General features: G+C 65.4%; 20 protein-coding genes. 13 read left to right on the forward strand and 7 right to left on the reverse strand.

Annotated elements, in window-relative coordinates:
• Window positions 1–551: 551 nt before the first annotated feature.
• The 6 genes from PV773_RS23365 to PV773_RS23390 all read left to right on the forward strand — a co-directional run bounded on the left by PV773_RS23365 (window position 552) and on the right by PV773_RS23390 (window position 6,748).
• On the forward strand, window positions 552–1,856 hold the full coding sequence (locus PV773_RS23365) for an imelysin family protein (protein WP_347968665.1): 1,305 nt from the start codon (window positions 552–554) through the stop codon (window positions 1,854–1,856).
• A gap of 71 nt (window positions 1,857–1,927) precedes the next feature.
• Complete coding sequence (locus tag PV773_RS23370) at window positions 1,928–2,239, forward strand: (2Fe-2S)-binding protein (RefSeq protein WP_347968666.1); 312 nt, start codon at window positions 1,928–1,930, stop codon at window positions 2,237–2,239.
• The gene (bfr, locus tag PV773_RS23375) at window positions 2,205–2,690 is read left to right on the forward strand and encodes a bacterioferritin (RefSeq protein ID WP_347968667.1); all 486 of its coding nucleotides are present in this window, start codon (window positions 2,205–2,207) and stop codon (window positions 2,688–2,690) included. Before PV773_RS23370 ends, bfr begins: the two co-directional genes overlap by 35 nt.
• A gap of 300 nt (window positions 2,691–2,990) precedes the next feature.
• A complete protein-coding gene (locus PV773_RS23380) occupies window positions 2,991–4,484 on the forward strand; it encodes a di-heme oxidoredictase family protein (protein ID WP_347968684.1) in 1,494 nt (497 codons plus the stop codon).
• Window positions 4,484–5,560, forward strand: coding sequence for an imelysin family protein (locus tag PV773_RS23385; protein ID WP_347968668.1), 1,077 nt, complete (start codon window positions 4,484–4,486; stop codon window positions 5,558–5,560). The genes PV773_RS23380 and PV773_RS23385 overlap by 1 nt, the downstream gene beginning before the upstream one ends.
• 78 nt (window positions 5,561–5,638) lie before the next feature.
• Window positions 5,639–6,748, forward strand: coding sequence for a DUF1513 domain-containing protein (locus PV773_RS23390; protein ID WP_347968685.1), 1,110 nt, complete (start codon window positions 5,639–5,641; stop codon window positions 6,746–6,748).
• Window positions 6,749–6,769: 21 nt separating this feature from the next.
• Here the strand turns inward: PV773_RS23390 and phnN are convergent, their stop codons facing one another.
• From phnN to PV773_RS23410, 4 genes are all read right to left on the reverse strand, one after another.
• Window positions 6,770–7,399: a phosphonate metabolism protein/1,5-bisphosphokinase (PRPP-forming) PhnN gene (gene phnN / locus PV773_RS23395; RefSeq protein ID WP_347968669.1), complete on the reverse strand. Its 630-nt coding sequence runs from the start codon at window positions 7,397–7,399 to the stop codon at window positions 6,770–6,772.
• Between the two features lie 128 nt (window positions 7,400–7,527).
• The gene (locus PV773_RS23400) at window positions 7,528–7,674 is read right to left on the reverse strand and encodes a hypothetical protein (RefSeq protein ID WP_347968670.1); all 147 of its coding nucleotides are present in this window, start codon (window positions 7,672–7,674) and stop codon (window positions 7,528–7,530) included.
• A 327-nt stretch (window positions 7,675–8,001) separates the two neighbouring features.
• Window positions 8,002–9,594 carry a peptide chain release factor 3 gene (locus PV773_RS23405; protein ID WP_347968671.1) on the reverse strand — a complete coding sequence of 531 codons (1,593 nt, stop codon included), beginning with the start codon at window positions 9,592–9,594 and terminating at the stop codon, window positions 8,002–8,004.
• A gap of 191 nt (window positions 9,595–9,785) precedes the next feature.
• Window positions 9,786–10,892: a DNA alkylation repair protein gene (locus PV773_RS23410; protein ID WP_347968672.1), complete on the reverse strand. Its 1,107-nt coding sequence runs from the start codon at window positions 10,890–10,892 to the stop codon at window positions 9,786–9,788.
• Between the two features lie 170 nt (window positions 10,893–11,062).
• Between PV773_RS23410 and PV773_RS23415 the strand changes: the two genes are divergently transcribed.
• The 3 genes from PV773_RS23415 to PV773_RS23425 all read left to right on the forward strand — a co-directional run bounded on the left by PV773_RS23415 (window position 11,063) and on the right by PV773_RS23425 (window position 12,526).
• Window positions 11,063–11,380 (forward strand): metalloregulator ArsR/SmtB family transcription factor, encoded by a 318-nt coding sequence (locus PV773_RS23415; RefSeq protein WP_347968673.1) that lies wholly within the window; start codon window positions 11,063–11,065, stop codon window positions 11,378–11,380.
• Window positions 11,377–11,862, forward strand: coding sequence for an SRPBCC family protein (locus PV773_RS23420; RefSeq protein WP_347968674.1), 486 nt, complete (start codon window positions 11,377–11,379; stop codon window positions 11,860–11,862). Before PV773_RS23415 ends, PV773_RS23420 begins: the two co-directional genes overlap by 4 nt.
• Before the next feature lie 274 nt (window positions 11,863–12,136).
• A complete protein-coding gene (locus PV773_RS23425; protein WP_347968675.1) occupies window positions 12,137–12,526 on the forward strand; it encodes an SRPBCC domain-containing protein in 390 nt (129 codons plus the stop codon).
• Between the two features lie 217 nt (window positions 12,527–12,743).
• Here PV773_RS23425 and PV773_RS23430 read toward each other — a convergent pair whose 3' ends face one another.
• A complete protein-coding gene (locus tag PV773_RS23430; RefSeq protein WP_347968676.1) occupies window positions 12,744–13,541 on the reverse strand; it encodes a class II glutamine amidotransferase in 798 nt (265 codons plus the stop codon).
• 242 nt (window positions 13,542–13,783) lie between these two features.
• On the opposite strand from PV773_RS23430, the gene dut reads away from it, so the two are divergent.
• The 3 genes from dut to PV773_RS23445 all read left to right on the forward strand — a co-directional run bounded on the left by dut (window position 13,784) and on the right by PV773_RS23445 (window position 15,791).
• Window positions 13,784–14,263, forward strand: a complete 480-nt coding sequence (gene dut, locus PV773_RS23435; protein ID WP_347968677.1) for a dUTP diphosphatase — start codon at window positions 13,784–13,786, stop codon at window positions 14,261–14,263.
• Complete coding sequence (locus PV773_RS23440; RefSeq protein WP_347968678.1) at window positions 14,260–14,916, forward strand: HAD family phosphatase; 657 nt, start codon at window positions 14,260–14,262, stop codon at window positions 14,914–14,916. Before dut ends, PV773_RS23440 begins: the two co-directional genes overlap by 4 nt.
• Before the next feature lie 68 nt (window positions 14,917–14,984).
• Window positions 14,985–15,791 (forward strand): isocitrate lyase/phosphoenolpyruvate mutase family protein, encoded by an 807-nt coding sequence (locus PV773_RS23445; protein ID WP_347968679.1) that lies wholly within the window; start codon window positions 14,985–14,987, stop codon window positions 15,789–15,791.
• Window positions 15,792–15,864: 73 nt separating this feature from the next.
• On the opposite strand, the gene PV773_RS23450 is transcribed toward PV773_RS23445, so the two are convergent.
• Window positions 15,865–16,587 carry a sulfate transporter family protein gene (locus PV773_RS23450; RefSeq protein ID WP_347968680.1) on the reverse strand — a complete coding sequence of 241 codons (723 nt, stop codon included), beginning with the start codon at window positions 16,585–16,587 and terminating at the stop codon, window positions 15,865–15,867.
• Between the two features lie 170 nt (window positions 16,588–16,757).
• On the opposite strand from PV773_RS23450, the gene PV773_RS23455 reads away from it, so the two are divergent.
• Window positions 16,758–17,750: an adenosine kinase gene (locus tag PV773_RS23455; protein WP_347968681.1), complete on the forward strand. Its 993-nt coding sequence runs from the start codon at window positions 16,758–16,760 to the stop codon at window positions 17,748–17,750.
• A gap of 816 nt (window positions 17,751–18,566) precedes the next feature.
• Here PV773_RS23455 and PV773_RS23460 read toward each other — a convergent pair.
• Entirely contained in the window at window positions 18,567–19,649 is a 1,083-nt protein-coding gene (locus PV773_RS23460; protein WP_347968682.1) for a DUF4917 family protein, read from the reverse strand.
• Window positions 19,650–19,792 lie beyond the last annotated feature (143 nt).

Genomic DNA, 19,792 nt, shown 5'->3' on the forward strand with positions numbered 1-19,792 from the left:
GACACACGCGGAAATGGCCGCTGCAACGGGGAACCGCAAGGGGCCATGCACGGATATCTGGCTGACAGCCGGCAGCACGGCTGTCAAGCACGCGCATGCGCCAGCGACGACCTGGCCGGAGTTCACGCGCGGCACCCGCCGGCCCGCGCGACGACAAGCGCTCGGCAAATCAACGGCTTGCCGGCAATCGCGCCCCGATAAACTGGACAAAATTAGTTTAGAATAATTCTAAACTATTGATCCGGCTGCATTTTCCCGCTCTCGGCCGTTGACTTTTGGCACCAGACCCCCTTATGTCGCCGTGCTTTACAGCGCCTGTCTTTGATGTCTGGGCCTTGAACCCTTTCGATTGGAGCGCCGGGTGCAAGCCTTCGACGCGTCGCCCGCCGGCGCTGGTTTTGTCGCATGAGCCCGACCGGGCATTGCTGCGACCGTCCGAGGCCGCCCCCGAAGTCTTCCCTCGATCCCACGGTTCGCTGCCCGGCACTTCCTGGTCGGCGCACGGGTTTTCGGCGCGGCCCCGCGCCATCGGAAACGTTGAGGAGACGTTCATGCCTGCATCCATCACGCGCAGCCGGCATATCGGCAGGCTCGCCGCCATCGCCGCCACGACGGCGCTGACCGCCGCCGTCTTCGTCCTGCCGGCGAAAGCCGAAACAGACCCGAAGGCGGTCATCGCCACCTATGCCGACATCGCGCTGGCCAAGTACGAGGACTCGCTCGTCACGGCCAAGGCGCTCGACGCGGCCGTCGAGGCGCTGATCGCCAAGCCCTCGGAAGAGACGATGAAGGCGGCCCGCGAGGCCTGGAAGGCAGCCCGCATCCCCTACCAGCAGACCGAGGTCTACCGCTTCGGCAACGCGATCGTCGACGACTGGGAAGGCCGCGTGAACGCCTGGCCGCTGGACGAGGGCCTGATCGACTATGTCGACAAGAGCTACGGCACAGAGTCCGACGAGAACTCGCTCTACACCGCCAACGTGATCGCCAACGCCTCGATCGAGATCAACGGCCAGAAGGTCGACGCCTCCAAGATCACGCCCGAGTTCCTGTCGGGCACGCTGCAGGAGGCCGGCGGCATCGAGGCCAATGTCGCCACCGGCTACCATGCCATCGAATTCCTGCTCTGGGGCCAGGACCTGAACGGCACCGGTCCCGGCGCCGGCAACCGCCCCTACACGGACTACGACGCGGCCAACTGCACCGGCGGCAACTGCGACCGTCGTGGCCAGTATCTCGCGGCCGCGACCGACCTGCTGGTCGCCGACCTCGAAGAGATGGTCGGCAACTGGAAGGCCGACGGCGCTGCCCGCAAGGCGCTCGTCGACGGCGACCCCAAGGCCGGCATCTCCACCATTCTCACCGGCATGGGCTCGCTGTCCTATGGCGAACTCGCGGGTGAGCGCATGAAGCTCGGCCTCCTGCTGCACGATCCGGAAGAGGAGCACGACTGCTTCTCGGACAACACCCACATCTCGCATCTCTACGACGCGGTCGGCATCCGCAACGCCTATCTCGGCAGCTACAAGCGCATCGACGGCTCGACCGTCGAGGGCCCGTCGGTGTCTGGCCTGGTCAAGGAGGCAGATGCCGCGCTCGACCAGGAACTCGGCGGCAAGCTCGACGCCACTGTCGCCAGGATGGAGGCGATCAAGGCGCGCGCCGAGGCCGGCGAGTCCTACGACCAGCAGATCGGCGAGGGCAATGCCGAAGGCAACGCCACCGTGCAGGCGGCGATCGATGCGCTCGTCGACCAGACCAAGTCGATCGAGCGCGCGGTCTCGGCACTCAAGCTCGAAGCCATCGCCTTCGAGGGCTCGGACAGCCTGGACGCCCCCGACAAGGTCTTCCAGTGAGCGCCCCCAGCGCCTAGATTATCCAAGCCACGCGGCGCGGAAGACGCGCCGCCAGCCACCCAGAGCAAGCCATGCTGATCTGCCACTGCAACCTGATCACCCAGAAGGAGATCGAAGACACGATCATCGAGCTTCTCGACCGGGATCCCTGGTCGCTGATCGTGCCGGCAAAGGTCTATCACACGCTGCAGCATCGAGGACGTTGTTGCGGCTGCTTCCCAAATGTGGTCGAAACAATCATTCGGATTACCGAAGCCTACCACGCTCGTACGGAGACGAGCGGCGGGGATATCGTTTCGCACATGGACCGTGTGAAAGAGTTGCGGGTCCAATTTGGGAGCAGATTCAATGAAAGGCGAAAAGCAGGTCATCGAGCGGCTTAACGAAGCCCTTTTCCTCGAACTCGGCGCGGTCAACCAATATTGGGTGCACTATCGCCTTCTCGAAGACTGGGGCTACGGTAAGCTCGCCAAGAAAGAGCGGGCGGAATCCATCGAAGAGATGCACCATGCCGACAGGCTCGTGGCGCGCATCATCTTCCTCGAAGGTCATCCCAACCTGCAGTCGGTGGCGCCGCTGCGCATCGGCCAGAACGTCAAGGAAGTGCTCGAAAGCGATCTCGCCGGCGAATATGACGCCCGGACCTCCTACAAGCAGTCGCGCGAGATCTGCCAACAGCACGGCGACTACGTATCCATGAAGCTCTTCGAAGAGCTGCTCGCCGACGAGGAAGGTCACATCGACTTCCTCGAAACGCAACTGCAGCTCCTCGAGGAGATCGGCGACGAGAAATATGGCCAGCTCAACGCCGAGACCGCGGACGAGGCCGAATAGGATGCCGGAATGCGGCGCAACTTCTCCCTGACGCGCCGCGCCCTGGCGGGTGCGCCCGCCCCTGCAACCAGCCAGGCGATTGCCTCTATGAATACCCCCACCCCTGACCCCTCCCCACAAGGGGGAGGGGGACGAGGTCTCGCCAGCTTTGACCAAAGTTGTCGGGGTTTGGCGCTGGGCAGCGACGCCACAGAATTCCCCTCCCCCTTGTGGGGAGGGATCAGGGGTGGGGGTACCTTTCCGCCTACGAACAAGCGTAGCGCCAAGCTATTTCTCGGCGCGCTCGCGGCCAATCTGATCCTGTTCGCCACGGCCGGCCCGTCCGCCGCCGATAGCGATGCCGCACAATTTCCCACCGAGCGCACCGACCTCAATCCCAAGGACAAGGCCCGCGTCGAAAGGACCGTCAGGCCGACGACCGACTTCTCCAAGCCCGAGCAGTTCGAGCGCATGCAGGGCGGCGCCGGCACCTCGGAGAAGCGCGTCAACCAGGATGCGTTTTCGCAGTCCTCGGCCAACATCACCTTCGAGGAAGAAGGCACCTTCAAGCTCGGCAACGGTATGTTCCGCAAGCTGTGGGTGTCCTCGCCCTCCTCCACCCAGGCTTCCGACGGGCTCGGGCCGCTGTTCAACGCCCGCGCCTGCCAGAGCTGCCACCTCAAGGACGGCCGCGGCCATCCGCCCGAGGGCAATACGGACGCCACCTCGATGTTCCTGCGCCTGGCCCGCACCGCGGAGTCCGACGAGGAAAAAGCGGCACTCGCCGACCGCAAGGTGCCGAACTTCCCCGATCCGGTCTATGGCGGCCAGTTCCAGGATCTCGCCGTGCCCGGCCTCAAGGGCGAGGGCCGCATGGTCATCGCCTATGAGGAGGTGCCGGTCGAACTGGCCGACGGCACCAAACTGTCGCTGCGCAAGCCGAGCTATTCGGTCGCCGACCTCGGCTACGGGCCAATGGACCCCAGGACGACGCTGTCGCCGCGCGTCACGCCGGCGATGATCGGCCTCGGGCTGGTCGAGCAGATCCACCCGGCCGACCTCCTCGCCAACGCGGATCCGGACGACGGCAACGGCGACGGCATTTCCGGCAAGCCTGCCCTCGTCCGCGACGACAAGACGGGTGAGCTCGCCCTCGGACGCTTCGGTTGGAAGGCGCAGAACCCGACCATCCGCCAGCAATCGGCCGGTGCCTTTGCCGGCGACATCGGCATCTCCACGCCCGATGTGCCGCAGCACTGGGGCGACTGCACCAAGGCGCAAGCCGACTGCCTCGCCATGCCCAACGGCGCGCAGGAGCGGCTCGGCCCGGTCGAGGCGCCCGATCCGATCATGGATTTCGTCACCTTCTATTCCCAGAATCTCGCAGTTCCCGCCCGCCGCGATATCGACGATCCGCAAGTGCTGCGCGGCAAGCAGGCGTTCTACGAGGCCGGTTGCGCCTCGTGCCACACGCCGAAATTCGTCACCCGCCGCGACGCGCCCAACAAGGCGCAGGCCTTCCAGCTGATCTGGCCCTATTCCGATTTCCTGCTGCACGACATGGGAGACGGTCTCGCCGACGGCCAGCAGGTCGGCGACGCCACCGGCAGCGAATGGCGCACGCCGCCGCTGTGGGGCATCGGCCTCACAGAGACCGTCAACGGCCACACCTTCTTCCTGCATGACGGGCGCGCCCGGAACGCCACCGAGGCGATCCTGTGGCACGGCGGCGAGGCGCAGGCTTCTCGAGACCGCTTCGCAGCCCTGCCCGCCGCCGACCGCGATGCCCTGATCAAATTCCTGGAGTCGCTGTAATGGCCGGACGCTTCCTCGCCACCGCGCTCGCCGTCTCGGTCGCCCTCCCCGCGGCGGCCCTGGCCAACGAGGCCTCCGACAAGGTGGTCTCGGGGGCCATCGACGGCTTCATCCGCCCCGCCTATGGCCGGCTGGTCGAGCAGACCGCAGCACTCGGCGCGTCGATGGACAAGCTCTGCGCCGCGCCTTCCACCGACACTCTCGAAGCCGCGCGGAAGGCCTTCTCGAAAACCACCGAAAGCTGGTCCGAGGTCGAGATCATCCGCTTCGGCCCGATCACCGAACAGAACCGGCTCGAGCGCATGCTGTTCTGGCCAGACCGCAAGGGCACCGGCCTCAAGCAGGTGCAGGCGGCCGTCGCCGACAAGGACGAGACGGCGACCGACGCAGCCAGGCTCGGCGGCAAGAGCGTGGCCATGCAGGGGCTGGGCGCGCTGGAATTCGTCCTGTTCGGCACCGGCGCCGACGACCTCGCCGGGGCCGGCGCAGCCTATCGCTGTTCCTACGGCAAGGCGATTTCGGGCAATGTCGGCAAGATCGCATCGGACGTCGACGCCGCCTGGCGCGACGACAAGGGTTTTGCCGGCCAGTGGAAGACGCCCGGCCCCGACAATGCGCTCTACCGCAACGCCACCGAGGCCGTCACCGAGCTGCTCGAGGTCTATGTCAACGGGCTGGAACTGGTGCGCGACGTGCGGGTCAACGGCTTCCTCGGCAAGGAAGCCGCCGCCGACAAGCCCAAGCAGGCGCTCTACTGGCGCTCTGAGGGCACCGCCGCCGCGCTCGGCGGCAACATCGCCGGCATGAAGGCGCTGTTCGATGCCTCGCAGTTCGGCTCGCTGCTGCCGGCCGATTCCCAGTGGATCGCACTATCCATCGACTTCGAGTTCGCCAATGCACAAAACGCTGCATCGGCGGTGACCGGTCCCGTCGATGCGGCTCTCACTGACGCAGAAAAGCGCGGCAAGCTCGCCTATTTCGGCGTCGTCACCTCCAGCCTGTCGGAGCTGTTCGGCACCCGCCTCGCCGGCGCGCTCGGGCTCACTGCCGGTTTCTCATCGCTGGACGGCGACTAGAGCATGATCCCGAGCCAAACGTCCGCGGCAGCGAAAAGTGGACGCCGGTTTTCGGACAAGATCATGGTCCAACAACAACTGCGCACGCCCCTGTTCGACCGCCGCGACTTCCTCAAGGCCGCCGGCACGACCTTCCTGATGTCGCTGGCGCCGGCGCAGCGCGCGCTGGCGCTCGAAAGCGACGCTATGTTCGCTACGGCTTACCAAGCGCGTTCGGGCGAATATGGCGTTGCGGTTCTGTCGGAGGCCGGCAAGATCCTGCATTCGGTTGCCCTGCCAGACCGCGGCCACGACGTGACCTTCGATCCGAACTCGCGCAAGTCGGTGGTCTTCGCCCGCCAGCCCGGCACCTTCATGACGGTGTTCGACCACACCGGCCGCGACGCGCCGCTGACCATTCCGAGCATCGCCGGCCGGCACTATTACGGCCATGGCGTGTTTTCGCCCGACGGCGCGCTGCTCTACGTCACAGAAAACGACTTCGACAACGCCGCCGGCATGGTCGGCGTCTATGACGCCCGCGACGGCTTCCGCCGCATCGGAGAGTTCCCGACCCACGGTGTCGGCCCGCACGAGCTGATCCTGCTCGGCGACGGCCTGACGCTCGCGATCTGCAACGGCGGCATCGAGACCCACCCGGATTTCGGCCGCGCCAAGCTCAACCTGCCCACCATGAAGCCGTCCTTCGTGCTGGTCGACCGCGTTTCCGGCGACCTCATCGAAAAGCACGAACTGCCTGAAAGGCTGCACCAGCTGTCGATCCGCCACATGGACATCGACGCCGAGGGCACCGTCTGGTTCGGCTGCCAGCACGAGGGGCCGGCGACGGAAAAGCCGCTGCTGGTCGGCCGCGCCGCGCGCGGCAAGGAACTCGAGCTGCTCGACATGCCCGAGGACATCCTCGGCGGCTTCCGCAACTATATCGGCTCGGTCGCGGTCAACCGCGACGCCGGGCTGATCGCCGTGTCCTCGCCGCAGGGCAATGCCTGGGCGACGATCGAGGCGAAGAGCGGCAAGGTGGTGGCGCAGAACGATCTGGTCGAGGTCTGCGGGCTCGCGCCCTACCGCGACGGCTTCGTGGCAACGACCGGCGCCGGCCTCATCGTCGGCTCCGACGGCGGCCAGACCGACGATCCCGAGCATGTGTGGGACAACCACATGCTGCGCATCGACATGCAGCATGTGTAAGCAACCGCTTACGCAATAAGCCTATACCAACCCGGAGACGTCCGCATGGGCGACCGCCTTGCGCAGCACGGCGAGGAACTTGTCGCCGGCGATCTCGGGCACACCGGAATTGTCGATCTGAACATGGCCCGGGCCGGACAGGTCGTGCGGCGCGGTGCGGGCGAGACGCGCCAGCACCTCGCCGCGCGATTCCCGTCCCCGTGCCGCGAGGCGCGTCGCGAGGACCTCGGGCGAAGCGGTGATCTCGACCACGGCGACATTGGCATAGCGCGCGCGCAGCGCCGGGATGACGCCGCGCGAGGTATTTGCGACCACCACCTGGCCGTTGGCGATGGCATCGTCGACGGCAGCCGGGATGCCGTAGCGCAGGCCGTGCGCCTCCCAGGACAGCGCGAAGGCACCGGCTTCCTCGGCTTCGACGAAGGCCGCGTCGGCCAGCGTGTCGTGATCCTCGGTGGCACCGTCGCTGTGGCGGGTGATGACGCGGCGGGCGAACTCGACGTGGTCCTCGTCGCCCAGGCGCTCGCGCACATAGGCGATCAGCGTGTCCTTGCCGGCGCCGCTCGGGCCGACGACGGCGACGAAAACGCCGTAGCGGACGGGCGTTCCGATGCGGGTGAGTTCACGCTCGATCAATGCAGAAACCATCATGCGACGTCATTTCCTCCAATAGCAGCCCCCGTGCCCCGGCGGCCAGCGCCGGGGACCGAATAGGCGATTTGCATGACGGAATGACGAAGCGGCGATGACGGACAGGCGACAGCGGATCGTCCGGCATGCTATTCAGGAAGCGGCTCATCGTCAGCCGCGGCTTCCGTTGGAGTTGCCGCAAGCCGCCGACGGCGCATCTCGGCTTCGAATTGCTCAGGCGTGATAATGCCTTCGTTGACCCAGGCGCGCAGCCAGATTTCGTCGACCTGCGCCAATGCTACGGTGTTTCTGTCTGCCAATTCCGCCCTGTTGCCTCATGCTTGACATGTGCCGCCCCCCGCGGAACACCGCCACGCCCATCCGGGCGGGCATGTATGCAACATCAATACATTTGCATACACTCAAGACAAGCGGCTAGATATACCCGAAGATATATTCGGCATCGCAAGAATTCCGAATGTTTTGGTCCAGAGCCAAATATTCAAGATACTTGCGACAAAACATCGACCTTATTTTCGCCAAACAGGCATCGACCTTGCAATATTCGCCGGCAGGCGGGCCGGCGAAAGAAGATCAGGTCGGGTAGACGCCATGCGCTCGGCCTAAGCCGCCTTGTCGCGCACCTGGTAGTCCTTGATCGCGGCGAAGCGGATCGTCTTCCAGCGCTCGGCCTCGTAGTTGAGCGAGAACTCGTGCTGGGCGAGATAGACCGGGTCGTTGTCGAGGTCGCGGGCGATGTCGCCGCGATGGCTCTCGACGAAGCGCTGCAGGTCGCTCTTGTCGTCGGCGCCGATCCAGCGGCAGACCGAGAAGCGCGACATCTCGAAGTCGACGGGCAGCGTGTATTCGACGTTGAGACGCTCCTTGAGCACGTCGATCTGCAGGGCGCCGACGACCCCGACGATGGCGGGCGAGCCGTCCTCGGGCTGGAACAGCTGCACCACGCCCTCCTCGGCCATCTGCTGCAGCGCTTCCTTGAGCTTCTTGGCCTTCATGGCGTCGCCCAGGCGCACGCGGCGCAGGATTTCGGGCGCGAAGTTGGGCACGCCGCGGAACAGGATGTCCTCGCCCTCGGTCAGCGTGTCGCCGATGCGCAGCGTGCCATGGTTGGGGATGCCGACCACGTCGCCGGCATAGGCCTCGTCGGCGGTGATGCGCGAGCGGGCGAAGAAGAACTGCGGCGCCGACAGGCTCATCGGCTTGCCGGTGCGCACGAGCTTGGCCTTCATGCCGCGCTTGAGCTCGCCCGAGCAGACGCGGACGAAGGCGATGCGGTCGCGATGGTTGGGGTCCATGTTGGCCTGGATCTTGAAGACGAACGACGTCATCTTCTCCTCCGTCGCCTCGACCTTGCGCGTGTCGGCCTCCTGGGCGCGCGGCGCCGGACCGAACTCGCCCAAAGCCTCGATCAGGTCGCGCACGCCGAAATTCCTGAGCGCCGAGCCGAAATAGACCGGCGTCAGATGGCCTTCGCGGAAGGCCTGCAGATCGAACGGCCGGCACGCTTCCCGCGCCAGCTCCAGTTCCTCGATGAAGGCCGGGCGGTCGTTGTCGGGCAAGAGGCCGGCGGCGCGGTTGGAATCCGGGCCGTGCACGGGCGTGCGCTCCTTCTCGTCGTCGCCATGGCGCACGGCGTTCTGGGCGAGATGATAGGTGCCGGAGAAGGTCTTGCCCTGGCCGATCGGCCAGGTGATCGGGGCGGTGTCGAGCGCCAGCTTCTCCTCGATCTCGTCGAGGATTTCGAAGGTGTTGCGCGCCTCGCGGTCCATCTTGTTGACGAAGGTGATGATCGGGATGTCGCGCATGCGGCAAACCTCGAACAGCTTCAGCGTGCGCGGCTCGATACCCTTGGCGGCGTCGATGACCATGACGGCGCTGTCGACCGCCGACAGCGTGCGATAGGTATCGTCGGCGAAATCCTCGTGGCCGGGCGTGTCGAGCAGGTTGAAGACGTTGTCGCCATATTCGAAGGTCATCACCGAGGTGACCACCGAGATGCCGCGCTCGCGCTCGATCTTCATCCAGTCGGAACGCGTCTGGATCTTGTCCTTCTTGGCCTTGACCTCGCCGGCGAGCTGGATCGCGCCGCCGAACAGGAGCAGCTTTTCGGTCAGCGTGGTCTTGCCGGCGTCAGGGTGCGCGATGATCGCGAAAGTGCGGCGGCGCGCCACCGCCTCTTGGATCGTCTCGGTCATGCAAGGAATTCCCGTTTGATGGCGGGCTTCTAACAGCCGTGGTCGCGCCTGTCGAGGAAATGGACGCGCGGCGGCGATGCTGCAGGCGATGTCCTGAATCCAGGACCGTTGCCATTGGCGAGGCGTGGCGCCGATACCTCCCTCCCCACAAGGGGGAGGGAGTCGTCAACGTCGCGCCATTTCTAAAGGTGTCATCCCCGCAGCTCGAACCCGCCTTCGGCAACCGTCTCGCCATTGACGATCAGCTCGACGCGATGGTGGCCGGGATAGTGCTTGCGGGTGGTGAAGTCGCGCACCGCCTGGCTGATCTCCAGCTCCTTGCGCGCCGCCGGCGGCAGGGTGATCTCCTTGAGCTTGAACACCTTCTTCGAGGTGCCGCCGGCCTTCTTCACATAGTGGACGGCATAGTCGACCACGAGCTGCTGCGGCCGCTCCGCCGTCGAGACGATGCTGGTCCTGAGCGCGATGCGCCCGCCGAGCGCGATCGACGTGGGGGTCACGGTAAACCCCGCGACGTCGACCTCGGGCTTGCCGGTCGTGCCGATCAGCGCCAGCGCCTTCGGATCGCCCTTCTTGATCAGCGTCCGCAAGGCGTGGCGCACGATCCAGGCGGTGTTCCTGTCGGCCATGTCCCAGCCGGCCAGCCGCTCGAGCAACAGCCCGGCATTATCCTTGCTGATGTCGTTGAGGTGGTTGGCCACCGACTTGCGCACATAGAGGCTCGGATCGCCCTTCAGCGCCTCCAGGATCGGCAGCGTCGGCTGCGGGTCGGCAATCAGGTTCTTCAGCTGGAACGACCACGGCAGGCGCGGGCGCGAGCCTTCGCTGGCGAGGCGGCGCACATGCTCGTTGTCGTCGAGCGCCCAGCCGCGCATCACGTCGAGCGTCCGCACGAAATCGTCGGCGAGGAAATGACGGATGGCGAACTCGGCCGAGCCGAAGCGGGTGAAATAGTGCAGTGCCTCCATCGAGCGCTCGAAATCCGCCCTGCCATAGAGCGCCACGAACTCCGGCAGCACGATCGAGGCGAAGCCGTGCCCTATGCGCGGCGCCAGTTCCCGCAAAAGCTCGACCGAACGGGCGAAGTCGCAGTTCAACGCGCCGCGCAGCGCCTCGGCCGTCTGCCGCAGCCGCTGCATGATGCCGAGCGCGTCGAGATCGTTCGTGGCCAACGCCATGAAACGCTCGCCGTCGAAGCCCGGCGCGATCGCCACCATCTCGGCTGCGATGCGCTGGAAGCGGGCCCTGTCGAAGATTTCCTTCAGCGCGGGCGCGGCCTGGGTCGCAGTGTCTTCCATATGCTCATCCTGTTCTGCCCCGTCTGCCCCGACGAATCGTGGCGGCACGCTACACCAGCCTGCTGCCAGCGAGGCGTCAGGAGCCTCGTCGCCGTGGACGGCCCTACAGCACAAATTGGTGATGCCGGCACTGCGATTGACATGTCATCAGTTCTTACTTATGATTAGTCATGACTTATGATTATTCACAGATCACCGCCCTTGCCGACCCTACCCGGCGGATCATCTTCGAGCGGGTAACTGAGCGGCCATGTTCGGTGGCCGAGATCACGCGCACGCTGCCGGTGTCGCAGTCGGCGGTGTCGCAGCACCTCAAGGTGTTGAAGGAGGCACAGCTGGTGCGCATGGAACCGCAGGGCGCCCGCAACATCTACCACGTCGACCCGGCCGGCCTGGGGCGCATGCGCGCCTGGCTCGACGGGTTCTGGAGCCAGTCGCTGGCGGCCTACAAGGCTGCCGTCGAGCAACCGCAAGAGGAGCAGAAATGACCAAGCATGTTCCGATCGCCGCCGTAAGGCAGTCCGTCGTGGTCGACGCACCGATCGCGCGTGCGTTCAAGGTCTTCACGGAGGAGTTCGGCAATTTCAAGCCGCGCGAGCACAACCTGTTGGCCGTGCCGATCGCCGAGACCGTGTTCGAGCCCAGAGTCGGTGGGCACATCTACGATCGCGGCGCCGATGGCAGCGAGTGCCGATGGGCACGCGTGCTCGCATACGAGCCGCCTACCCGGCTGCTCATGAGCTGGGATATCAGCCCACGCTGGCAGATCGAGAGCGATCCGGACAAGACCAGCGAGTGGGAGGTGCGCTTCATCGCCGAAGCCGCGAACCGGACCCGCGTCGAGATCGAGCATCGGAAACTCGATCGTCACGGTCAGGGATGGGAAAGCGAACGCGACGGCGTCGCCGGCGATCATGGCTGGCCGCTCTACCTGCGGCGGTACGCCGATCTGTTCGCCGCTCGGGCCTGACAGCGTCGCCGGCCTGGGCCATCGGCGCCTGCCGGAACCACGATCCCGACCTTCAGCGAGGTTGAGCTCCGCTTGGTGCCGCTCGCCGAGGCGGCACGCGGGGTCGAGTGAACGCCGGCAGTTGGAAAAACGTAGGCGACAGGCCGAGGCGGCCGCCTGGCCTGTTTCGTCCCTGGACATGCGGTTCCGCGCGGCCGCATGTCGTCATTGACGGCCACCCTGGACAGGTCGAAAATATCGGGCAAACGCGCTGTCCACATCCAGGGAGGTCGACATGACCATCCATCAGGAAGTGCATCTCAAGGGCACGCCGAAGGACATCTACGACCTGCTTCTCGATTCCGCCCGGTTCCAGGCGATGTCGGGCGGGCGTTCGGCCCACATCTCGACGCATGAGGGCGGCGAGGTGTCGATCTTCGGCGGCGATATCGAAGCCCGCAACCTCGAGCTGGTGCCCAACCGCCGCATCGTCCAGGCGTGGCGCTCACGACACTGGGCCGAGGGCATCTATTCGGTCGTCCGCTTCGAGCTCGAGGCCGAGGCCGGCGGCACCAGGCTCGTCTTCGACCAGAACGGCTATCCGCGGACGGCTCATGCCAGCCTCGATGAAGGCTGGTCGAAGATGTACTGGGAGCCGATGAACAAGGCGCTCACGCATCATTAGGGAGGCCAGTCGAAGTTGAAGGACACCCCACCCCGAACCCCTCCCCACCAGGGGGGACGATCTTACCGTCCTTGCCACTGCAGTGCCGAAGAATGGCCTTGGGCGCAGGTTGAGAGAAGTCCCCTCCCCCTCTCGTGGGGAGGGGTTAGGGGTTGGGGGTACAACGGCAGAGCGCTCCGCCGAGCGGTCGCCCCGCCTTGGGCTATCCAAGAAAAGTCTACTCCGCGGCCGCCGCCCGGCCCGCGGCGGCGGGCGCAAACGGGCTGACCGTCATGCCCTGCCGCGTCATGGTGACGAAGCTCGACGGCGGCACGGCCTGCCAGCTCTCGCCCTCGCGATCGAAGGGCTCCGAGACGATGCAGCGGCCGGTGGCGCCGTCGCGTGTGTAGAGCGTCGGCGCATGCGCGTCGGTGGCATAGCGGACCGCAAACAGGTTCTCCCCGTCGCTGAACGCCGCCGTCAGCTTGAACGAGGCGGCCATGCCGGCGGCTTCCGATGCGTCGATGATGCGGCGCGCAGCGCGGGCAACCGCACCTATTGGGTCGGTATCCAGCCCCTCCTCCAGCATCAGCAGGAAGAACAGTTCTGAATCGGTCGTGCCCTGGCGTTGCTCGTAGAGCGTGTCGCAGACGCCCGCCTCGAGCCGGCGGCGGATGCGTTCGAAGCCGGAGATCTGGCCGTTGTGCATGAAGCTCCAGCGGCCCGAGACGAAGGGGTGGCAATTGGCCCGGCTGGTGCCGCCGCCGGTCGCGGCGCGCACATGCGCCAGAAACAGGCTCGACTTGATCTGCCGGCACAGGCTCTTGAGGTTGGGGTCCGACCAGGCCGGCAGGATGTCGCGGTAGAGACCCGGCTCCGGCCGGTCGCCGTACCAGGCCAGGCCGAAGCCGTCGCCGTTGGTCGGAGACTTGGCTTCCTGGGCGCAGTGGCTTTGGGCGATCAGCGAGTGGCAGGGCGCGGAAACGATATCTTCGAGAAAGACCTCTTCACCAAGATAGGCGGCCCACCGGCACATGGTTGTTCGACCTCATATCCGTCCGCATCGGGGACATCGCCCCACACTCGGCCAGCATGGATAACAAATGGTAAATGTGCAGAATCGCACGCCGCCAAGCTTCTCCATCCGTTTGTGTCGCGGCTGTGGCAAAGGTTCACGTGGGAGCGTCATGCAAAAACCACACAGCCCTGCCCTTGCAGCCACGTCGCTCGGAGATCGGGATTGACGTTCTCCGAGCACCGTCCCATAGGATCGCCGCCATGAAATCCGCCACCGAAAACTCTTCCGCCCCCGTCGTCGGGATCGTTCGATTGCCGCACGGCGAAGGCCTGCCCCTGCCCGCCTATGAAAGCGCGGGCGCGGCCGGCATGGACCTGCGCGCCGCCGTCGCCGACGACCGGCCGCTGCTCATCCTGCCCGGCCGGCGCGCACTGGTGCCGACCGGCCTGGTGTACGAGATCCCCGAAGGCTTCGAGGGCCAGGTGCGGCCGCGCTCGGGTCTCGCCTACAAGCACGGCATCACCTGCCTCAACACGCCCGGCACGATCGACTGCGACTATCGCGGCGAGGTCAAGGTGCTCCTGATCAACCACGGCGACGAGGACTTCTATGTCGAGCGCGGCATGCGCATCGCTCAGATGGTGATCGCGCCGGTGACCCGCGCCGCGATCGAGGAGCGCAGCCTCGCCGGCTCGACCGAGCGCGGCAATGGCAGCTTCGGCTCGACCGGCACGGCATGAGCCGGCCCAAACTCGTCATTTTCGACTGCGACGGCGTGCTCGTCGACACCGAGCCGCTGGCGAACCGGCGGCTGTCGGCCTGGCTGACCGAGGCCGGCTATCCGGTGAGCTACGAGGACTGCCGCCGCCAGTTCGTCGGGCGCAGCCTGACATCGGTGCAGAAGGAGGTCGAGGCGACCGGCGCCAGCCTCGGCCCAGACTTCGTCGAGCGCTGGTACCGGGAGCTGCCCGGCCTGTTTGCGAGCGGCGTGCGGGCCATCCCGCATATCGAGACCTTCGTCGGCGCGGTGCAATCCGCCGGCATCGCCTATTGCGTGGCCTCGTCGGCGCGCATCGAAAAGATGCATTTGACCCTCGGCCAGACCGGGCTGCTCACGCATTTCCGCGACGTGCTGTTCTCCGCGACCATGGTCGAGCGCGGCAAGCCGTTCCCCGACCTCTTCCTGCATGCCGCCGGCATGATGGGCGTCGAGCCTTCGGACTGCATCGTCGTCGAGGACAGCGTCGCGGGCGCCCAGGCGGGGCGAGCTGCCGGCATGCGCGTGTTCGGCTATCACGGCGACCCGCATGCCGACCGCGACGGGCTCGAGGCGAGCGGTGCCACGCTGTTCGACGACATGCGCAGGCTGGCAGGACTTGTCCCCATCGCCTGAAATCGGATTTGAGGCGTTCCGAACTCCGGTCTAGTATCGGCCCGTCGGTTCAGCTCGAGGGTGTTGACATGGACAAGGGCGCGGTCTTCCGGAAACTCCACGAGGCGCCGGGCGCCTTCATCATCCCCAATCCCTGGGACGTCGGCACCGCCCGCCTGCTCGCCTCCTTCGGCTTCGAGGCGCTGGCGACGACCAGCGCGGGCTTCGCCTTCTCGCGCGGCCTGCCCGACGGCGAGGTCGGCTTCGAGACGATGATCCACCACTGCCGCGACATGGCGCACGCCACCGGGCTGCCGGTGTCGGCCGATCTCGAGAAGGGCAAGGGCGACAGCCCCGAAAGTGCCGGCGAGACGATCTTCGCGGCCGAGGCGGCGGGGCTCGCGGGCTGCTCGATCGAGGACCACACCGGCGAGGCCGAAAGTCCGATCTACGAGTTCTCGCATGCGGTGGAGCGCGTTCAGGCGGCGGCCGAGGCGGCGCGGGCGCTGAAGCATGACTTCGTGCTGACGGCACGCGCCGAGAACTTCCTCTGGGACCGGCCCGACCTCGACGACACCATCAAGCGGCTGCAGGCCTTCGAGAAGGCCGGCGCCGACGTGCTCTATGCGCCGGGCATCAGCGACATCGGCATGATCCGCACTCTGTGCAGGGCGGTCGGCAAGCCGGTCAACGTGCTCGCCGTGCCGGGCTTCTCGGTCGCGGTACTCGCCGAGGCGGGCGCCAAGCGCATCTCGCTCGGCTCCAAGCTCACCGCCTACGCCTTCGGCATGATGGAGCGGGCGTCGCGCGAAATGCTCGGCCAGGGCACGTTCGAGTTCGCCCGCGACGGCATGGCCTACGCCAAGCTGCAGGCGCTGTTCGGCCGCGAAGGCTGAGATTTTGTTTTGATCACGATCTTTTCCGAAAACCGGTCCCCACTTTTCGCTGGCGCAGTCCTGCGGTTCGGGATCATGCTCTGGCGCCCGCTACTCTGAGTTCGGTCGCCGTCAGGCTCTTGTGCAGGTGCACCATCATCGCCGCGGCGAACAGCGGGGTGAGAAGATTGAGGACCGGCACGGAGAGGAAGGCGGCGACGACCAGGCCGGCGAGGAAGACCGTGCCGGCGTAACGGCGGCGCATATCCCTGGCGTCCTCTTCCGAGCGGAAGCGCATGGCGGCGAATTCGAAGAACTCGCGGCCGAGCAAATAGCCGTTGACCAGGAAGAAGGCGCCGATGTTGACGCCCGGCACGAGCAGCAGGAGCAGCGCCACGATGTTGCCGAGGATGACGACGCCGAAGAATTTGATCGCCAGCACCATGGCGCGCAGGGCGGGCACCGGCTGGCCGGGACGGTCGCCGGGATAGCTGGTCTTCTCCACCACCTCGGCGACGTCGTCGAGAAACAGGCCGGCGACGATTGCCGTTACCGGCGCGACCAGCAGCGCCAGACCGAGCGCCAGGCCCATGCCGGCGACGATCGCCGCGATCAGGCCGAGCCAGCCGGTCCACGAGGGCAGGCCGGGCAGCATGGCGTCGATCCACGGCATGGCCAGCCAGTCGAACACTTCGCGGATGCCGAACCAGAGCGCGATCAGGGCCAGGATGGTCAGCCCCAGCGTCTTGAAGAACACGGCGCGGAACTCCGGCGTAAAGAGCTGGCCGGCGGCGGCGCGGGCGGCGTCGAGGATCATGGTCTTGAGGTCGCTCCCTGTTCGCCCGCTGAGATAAGGTGCCGCGCCGCCCGCCTCAAGCACAGCAGGGCCAAATTGCCGGGTAGGCAAACGGGCCGCGAGCCGCTACAGGCAATCCGTTTTGCCGATCCGTCGACCCCTGTTACGGCCGAAGCGCCGCGGAGACCCTGATGAGCCAATATGACGTGCTGTGCATCGGCAACGCCATCGTCGACATCATCGCGCAATGCGACGAGGCCTTTTTGACCGACAACGGCATCATCAAGGGCGCGATGAACCTGATCGACGCCGAGCGCGCCGAGCTGCTCTATGCGCGCATGGGCCCGGCGATCGAGGCCTCGGGCGGCTCGGCCGGCAACACCGCCGCCGGAGTCGCCTCCTTCGGCGGCCGCGCCGCCTATTTCGGCAAGGTCTCGCGCGACAAGCTCGGCGAGATCTTCGCCCACGACATCCGCGCGCAGGGCGTGGCCTTCGACACGAAACCCCTCGACGGTACCCCGCCGACGGCGCGCTCGATGATCTTCGTCACCCCCGACGGCGAGCGCTCGATGAACACCTATCTCGGCGCCTGCGTCGAACTCGGGCCCGAGGACGTCGACGCCGACAAGGTGCACGCCGCCAAGGTCACCTATTTCGAGGGCTATCTGTGGGACCCGCCGCTGGCCAAGGAAGCGATCCGGCTGGCCGCCGCGCACGCCCGCGCCGCCGGCCGCGAGGTGTCGATGACGCTGTCGGATTCGTTCTGCATCGACCGCTACCGCACAGAGTTCCTCGAGCTGATGCGCTCGGGCACGGTCGACATCGTGTTCGCCAACAGCCACGAGATCAAATCGCTCTACGAGACCTCGTCCTTCGACGACGCACTCGCCCAGATCCGCAAGGACTGCAAGCTCGCCGCGGTGACCCGCTCGGAGAAGGGCTCGGTGATCGTGCGCGGCGACGAGACCGTGGTGATCGAGGCGACCAAGATCCGCGAGCTGGTCGACACGACAGGCGCCGGCGACCTCTACGCCGCCGGCTTCCTGCACGGCTACACGCAGGGGCGCTCGCTCAAGGATTGCGGCGACCTCGGCTCGCTGGCCGCCGGCCTGGTGATCCAGCAGCTCGGCCCCCGGCCGCGGCAGAATTTGAAGCGCGAGGCCGAGCAGGCGGGGTTGCTCTGAGGCTTCTTTTTCCCTCGCCCCGTTTACGGGGAGAGGGTGGCCGCGAAGCGGTCGGGTGAGGGGCGGCGCCAACCTGCCCGCTCTCATTCCCTCCCACCCCCCTCTGTCCTGCCGGCGTTCGTCGTTCGAAAAGCCAAGCAATTGGCTTTTCGTCGCCTTCGGCGACCACTCCTTACCCCCCGCAAGGGGGGAGATCAGCCGTCACTTCCGCTTTCGCCAACCACCAACCTCCTGTTGACTGCCGCCATCGCAGATCGGGCGTCACGCCTGCCGCTGCCAATCTCCCCCCTTGCGGGGGAGATGTCCGGCAGGACAGAGGGGGGTGCTGTCCCGCACACCTGTCCGGCGCCACGCCCCGTTGCCGGTCTGGCCATTGTCATGGAAAATCCGGGAAGCGGGGCGCGGGGCCGTGCCTTCCGATATCTTGAATATGGCGCGAACCCGCGCTCCGCCGGCGATTTCTGTCTCCGTCCGTTCCGCTTCCGGAGCAAAGGCATTTTCGCCCCTGCCCCACTAGCGCATCGTCCAGCGCATCCGGGCCGTAGTACCCGGAGGGGAACCCTCGGACGGAACCTCCCCGGGCGACAGGCTACGTCAGCCCACTGCCGGAGGCGCCGGCTCCTCCCCGCATGTCACCGTCGCGACCGGCGTTCCCGCGGGAGGAACTGCCGGGATTGTACGAGAGGTTCTGGGGGCGGGGATAAATGGGGCGGTTTGTCCACGCGGATTGCTGACAGATGGTGACAGGCTGGAGGCGCTCAAAAGCGTACCTGACGGCATCAACGGAATTGCAACTATCGGTCAACGCGATGCTGTCTAGCCCCAGACCTTCGCCGAACCCGCATCATAGTAGTCGACTTTCAATGGAGGATAGGACTGCGGTCTTAGACTTGCAATGAGATCAACGTTCGCGCGAATTGCCTGATTATTTTTGCTTGTTGGGTCGCCGTAAAGGCTGACAAAAAGGTGAGCGACCTTTCCATATCCAATCATGTTCAGAACATGAGCATCATTCTTTGCGAACGAATGGCCATAGACAAAGAGCGCCGTCCCATCCTTCGGCTTGGTTTGGCAAACTCCGGCAAAGCTCTTGAAATTATGGTGCAAATACGCGCTGTGTTGAATCTTGGTCAGCTTGCTATTGCTATCCCCCTCAGCCACGAAAACCGGAAAAAGATCCTTTTTGAGGGCTTCATTTGCCTGATCCACAAGGGCCTTTCCGGTGTTCACCCAAGTATATTTCTGCAGCTGATGGCCAGCATCAAAGAGATGAAGCGCCCCGTGTAGATAGTGGATGTTTTGGCCGTGCGCTGCTCCTTCTCCCTGCCACTCGACATAGGGTGCATCGTAGTCACTATGGTCTTTGCGAAACCCGTCATCATGGGTCAGCGCGATGCGCACCAGCACATCTTCCTCGTCGTGCATCAGCGCCCAATAAAGCAGCAAATCGTAGTTCATCGTGTAGATTTTGCCAGTTGAGCCAGCACCTACAAAATTCGAGAGGAAGGTCCGGCAAGCGAAGTAGCGCTCGTCAGAAATGTCATTTGGTCGCGCCGGATGACGGCCCGCCACAGCATGAATTAAATCTGCCTTGAGCTTTTCCGCATCCGCGAGAAGCAGCCCCTTGGTCGCAACGAACTTAGGCCGATAGACGCTGACAATCGCAGCGGCATGCTGAAGCGCACGAATAACCTCCTCGAAGTCTTGGGTGTCCATTGCTGCAAAAATTGCGGCCAGCTCTTTGGACATCGTCTTTTTGGCTTCTTCGAAGAGAGACCCGTAGGCAAAGATATCGGGTTTGCAGGCGATGCTGAAGCCGTTGCCAAGGAGCAGATGCTTCTTCCCGTAGCTATTTGCTCTCTCAAGTGCCTGACTGAAATCGAGAAGTTTGACGGTCACGCCACCTTGCCCTCAACCACAGCTTTGAAAAAATTGCCGGCTAACCTGTTTGCCTCAGAATTGCTAAGAGTCCGTTTGGAAAGTCAGGGATGGGCATTCCGGCGTAGGAGGTTGCCGCCCATGGCGACGAGGATCATGGCCTG

The sequence above is a fragment of the Mesorhizobium sp. CC13 genome (assembly GCF_039907765.1).
GTDB lineage: Bacteria > Pseudomonadota > Alphaproteobacteria > Rhizobiales > Rhizobiaceae > Aminobacter.

What these genes read in the sequence shown, in the direction of transcription:
- PV773_RS23365 (WP_347968665.1), top strand. Translation starts at nt 552, where the DNA reads ATGCCTGCATCCATCACGCGCAGCCGGCATATCGGCAGGCTCGCCGCC.
- PV773_RS23370 (WP_347968666.1), top strand. Translation starts at nt 1,928, where the DNA reads ATGCTGATCTGCCACTGCAACCTGATCACCCAGAAGGAGATCGAAGAC.
- bfr (WP_347968667.1), top strand. Translation starts at nt 2,205, where the DNA reads ATGAAAGGCGAAAAGCAGGTCATCGAGCGGCTTAACGAAGCCCTTTTC.
- PV773_RS23385 (WP_347968668.1), top strand. Translation starts at nt 4,484, where the DNA reads ATGGCCGGACGCTTCCTCGCCACCGCGCTCGCCGTCTCGGTCGCCCTC.
- phnN (WP_347968669.1), bottom strand. Translation starts at nt 7,399, where the DNA reads ATGATGGTTTCTGCATTGATCGAGCGTGAACTCACCCGCATCGGAACG.
- PV773_RS23405 (WP_347968671.1), bottom strand. Translation starts at nt 9,594, where the DNA reads ATGACCGAGACGATCCAAGAGGCGGTGGCGCGCCGCCGCACTTTCGCG.
- PV773_RS23410 (WP_347968672.1), bottom strand. Translation starts at nt 10,892, where the DNA reads ATGGAAGACACTGCGACCCAGGCCGCGCCCGCGCTGAAGGAAATCTTC.
- PV773_RS23415 (WP_347968673.1), top strand. Translation starts at nt 11,063, where the DNA reads ATGACTTATGATTATTCACAGATCACCGCCCTTGCCGACCCTACCCGG.
- PV773_RS23420 (WP_347968674.1), top strand. Translation starts at nt 11,377, where the DNA reads ATGACCAAGCATGTTCCGATCGCCGCCGTAAGGCAGTCCGTCGTGGTC.
- PV773_RS23425 (WP_347968675.1), top strand. Translation starts at nt 12,137, where the DNA reads ATGACCATCCATCAGGAAGTGCATCTCAAGGGCACGCCGAAGGACATC.
- PV773_RS23430 (WP_347968676.1), bottom strand. Translation starts at nt 13,541, where the DNA reads ATGTGCCGGTGGGCCGCCTATCTTGGTGAAGAGGTCTTTCTCGAAGAT.
- dut (WP_347968677.1), top strand. Translation starts at nt 13,784, where the DNA reads ATGAAATCCGCCACCGAAAACTCTTCCGCCCCCGTCGTCGGGATCGTT.
- PV773_RS23440 (WP_347968678.1), top strand. Translation starts at nt 14,260, where the DNA reads ATGAGCCGGCCCAAACTCGTCATTTTCGACTGCGACGGCGTGCTCGTC.
- PV773_RS23445 (WP_347968679.1), top strand. Translation starts at nt 14,985, where the DNA reads ATGGACAAGGGCGCGGTCTTCCGGAAACTCCACGAGGCGCCGGGCGCC.
- PV773_RS23450 (WP_347968680.1), bottom strand. Translation starts at nt 16,587, where the DNA reads ATGATCCTCGACGCCGCCCGCGCCGCCGCCGGCCAGCTCTTTACGCCG.
- PV773_RS23455 (WP_347968681.1), top strand. Translation starts at nt 16,758, where the DNA reads ATGAGCCAATATGACGTGCTGTGCATCGGCAACGCCATCGTCGACATC.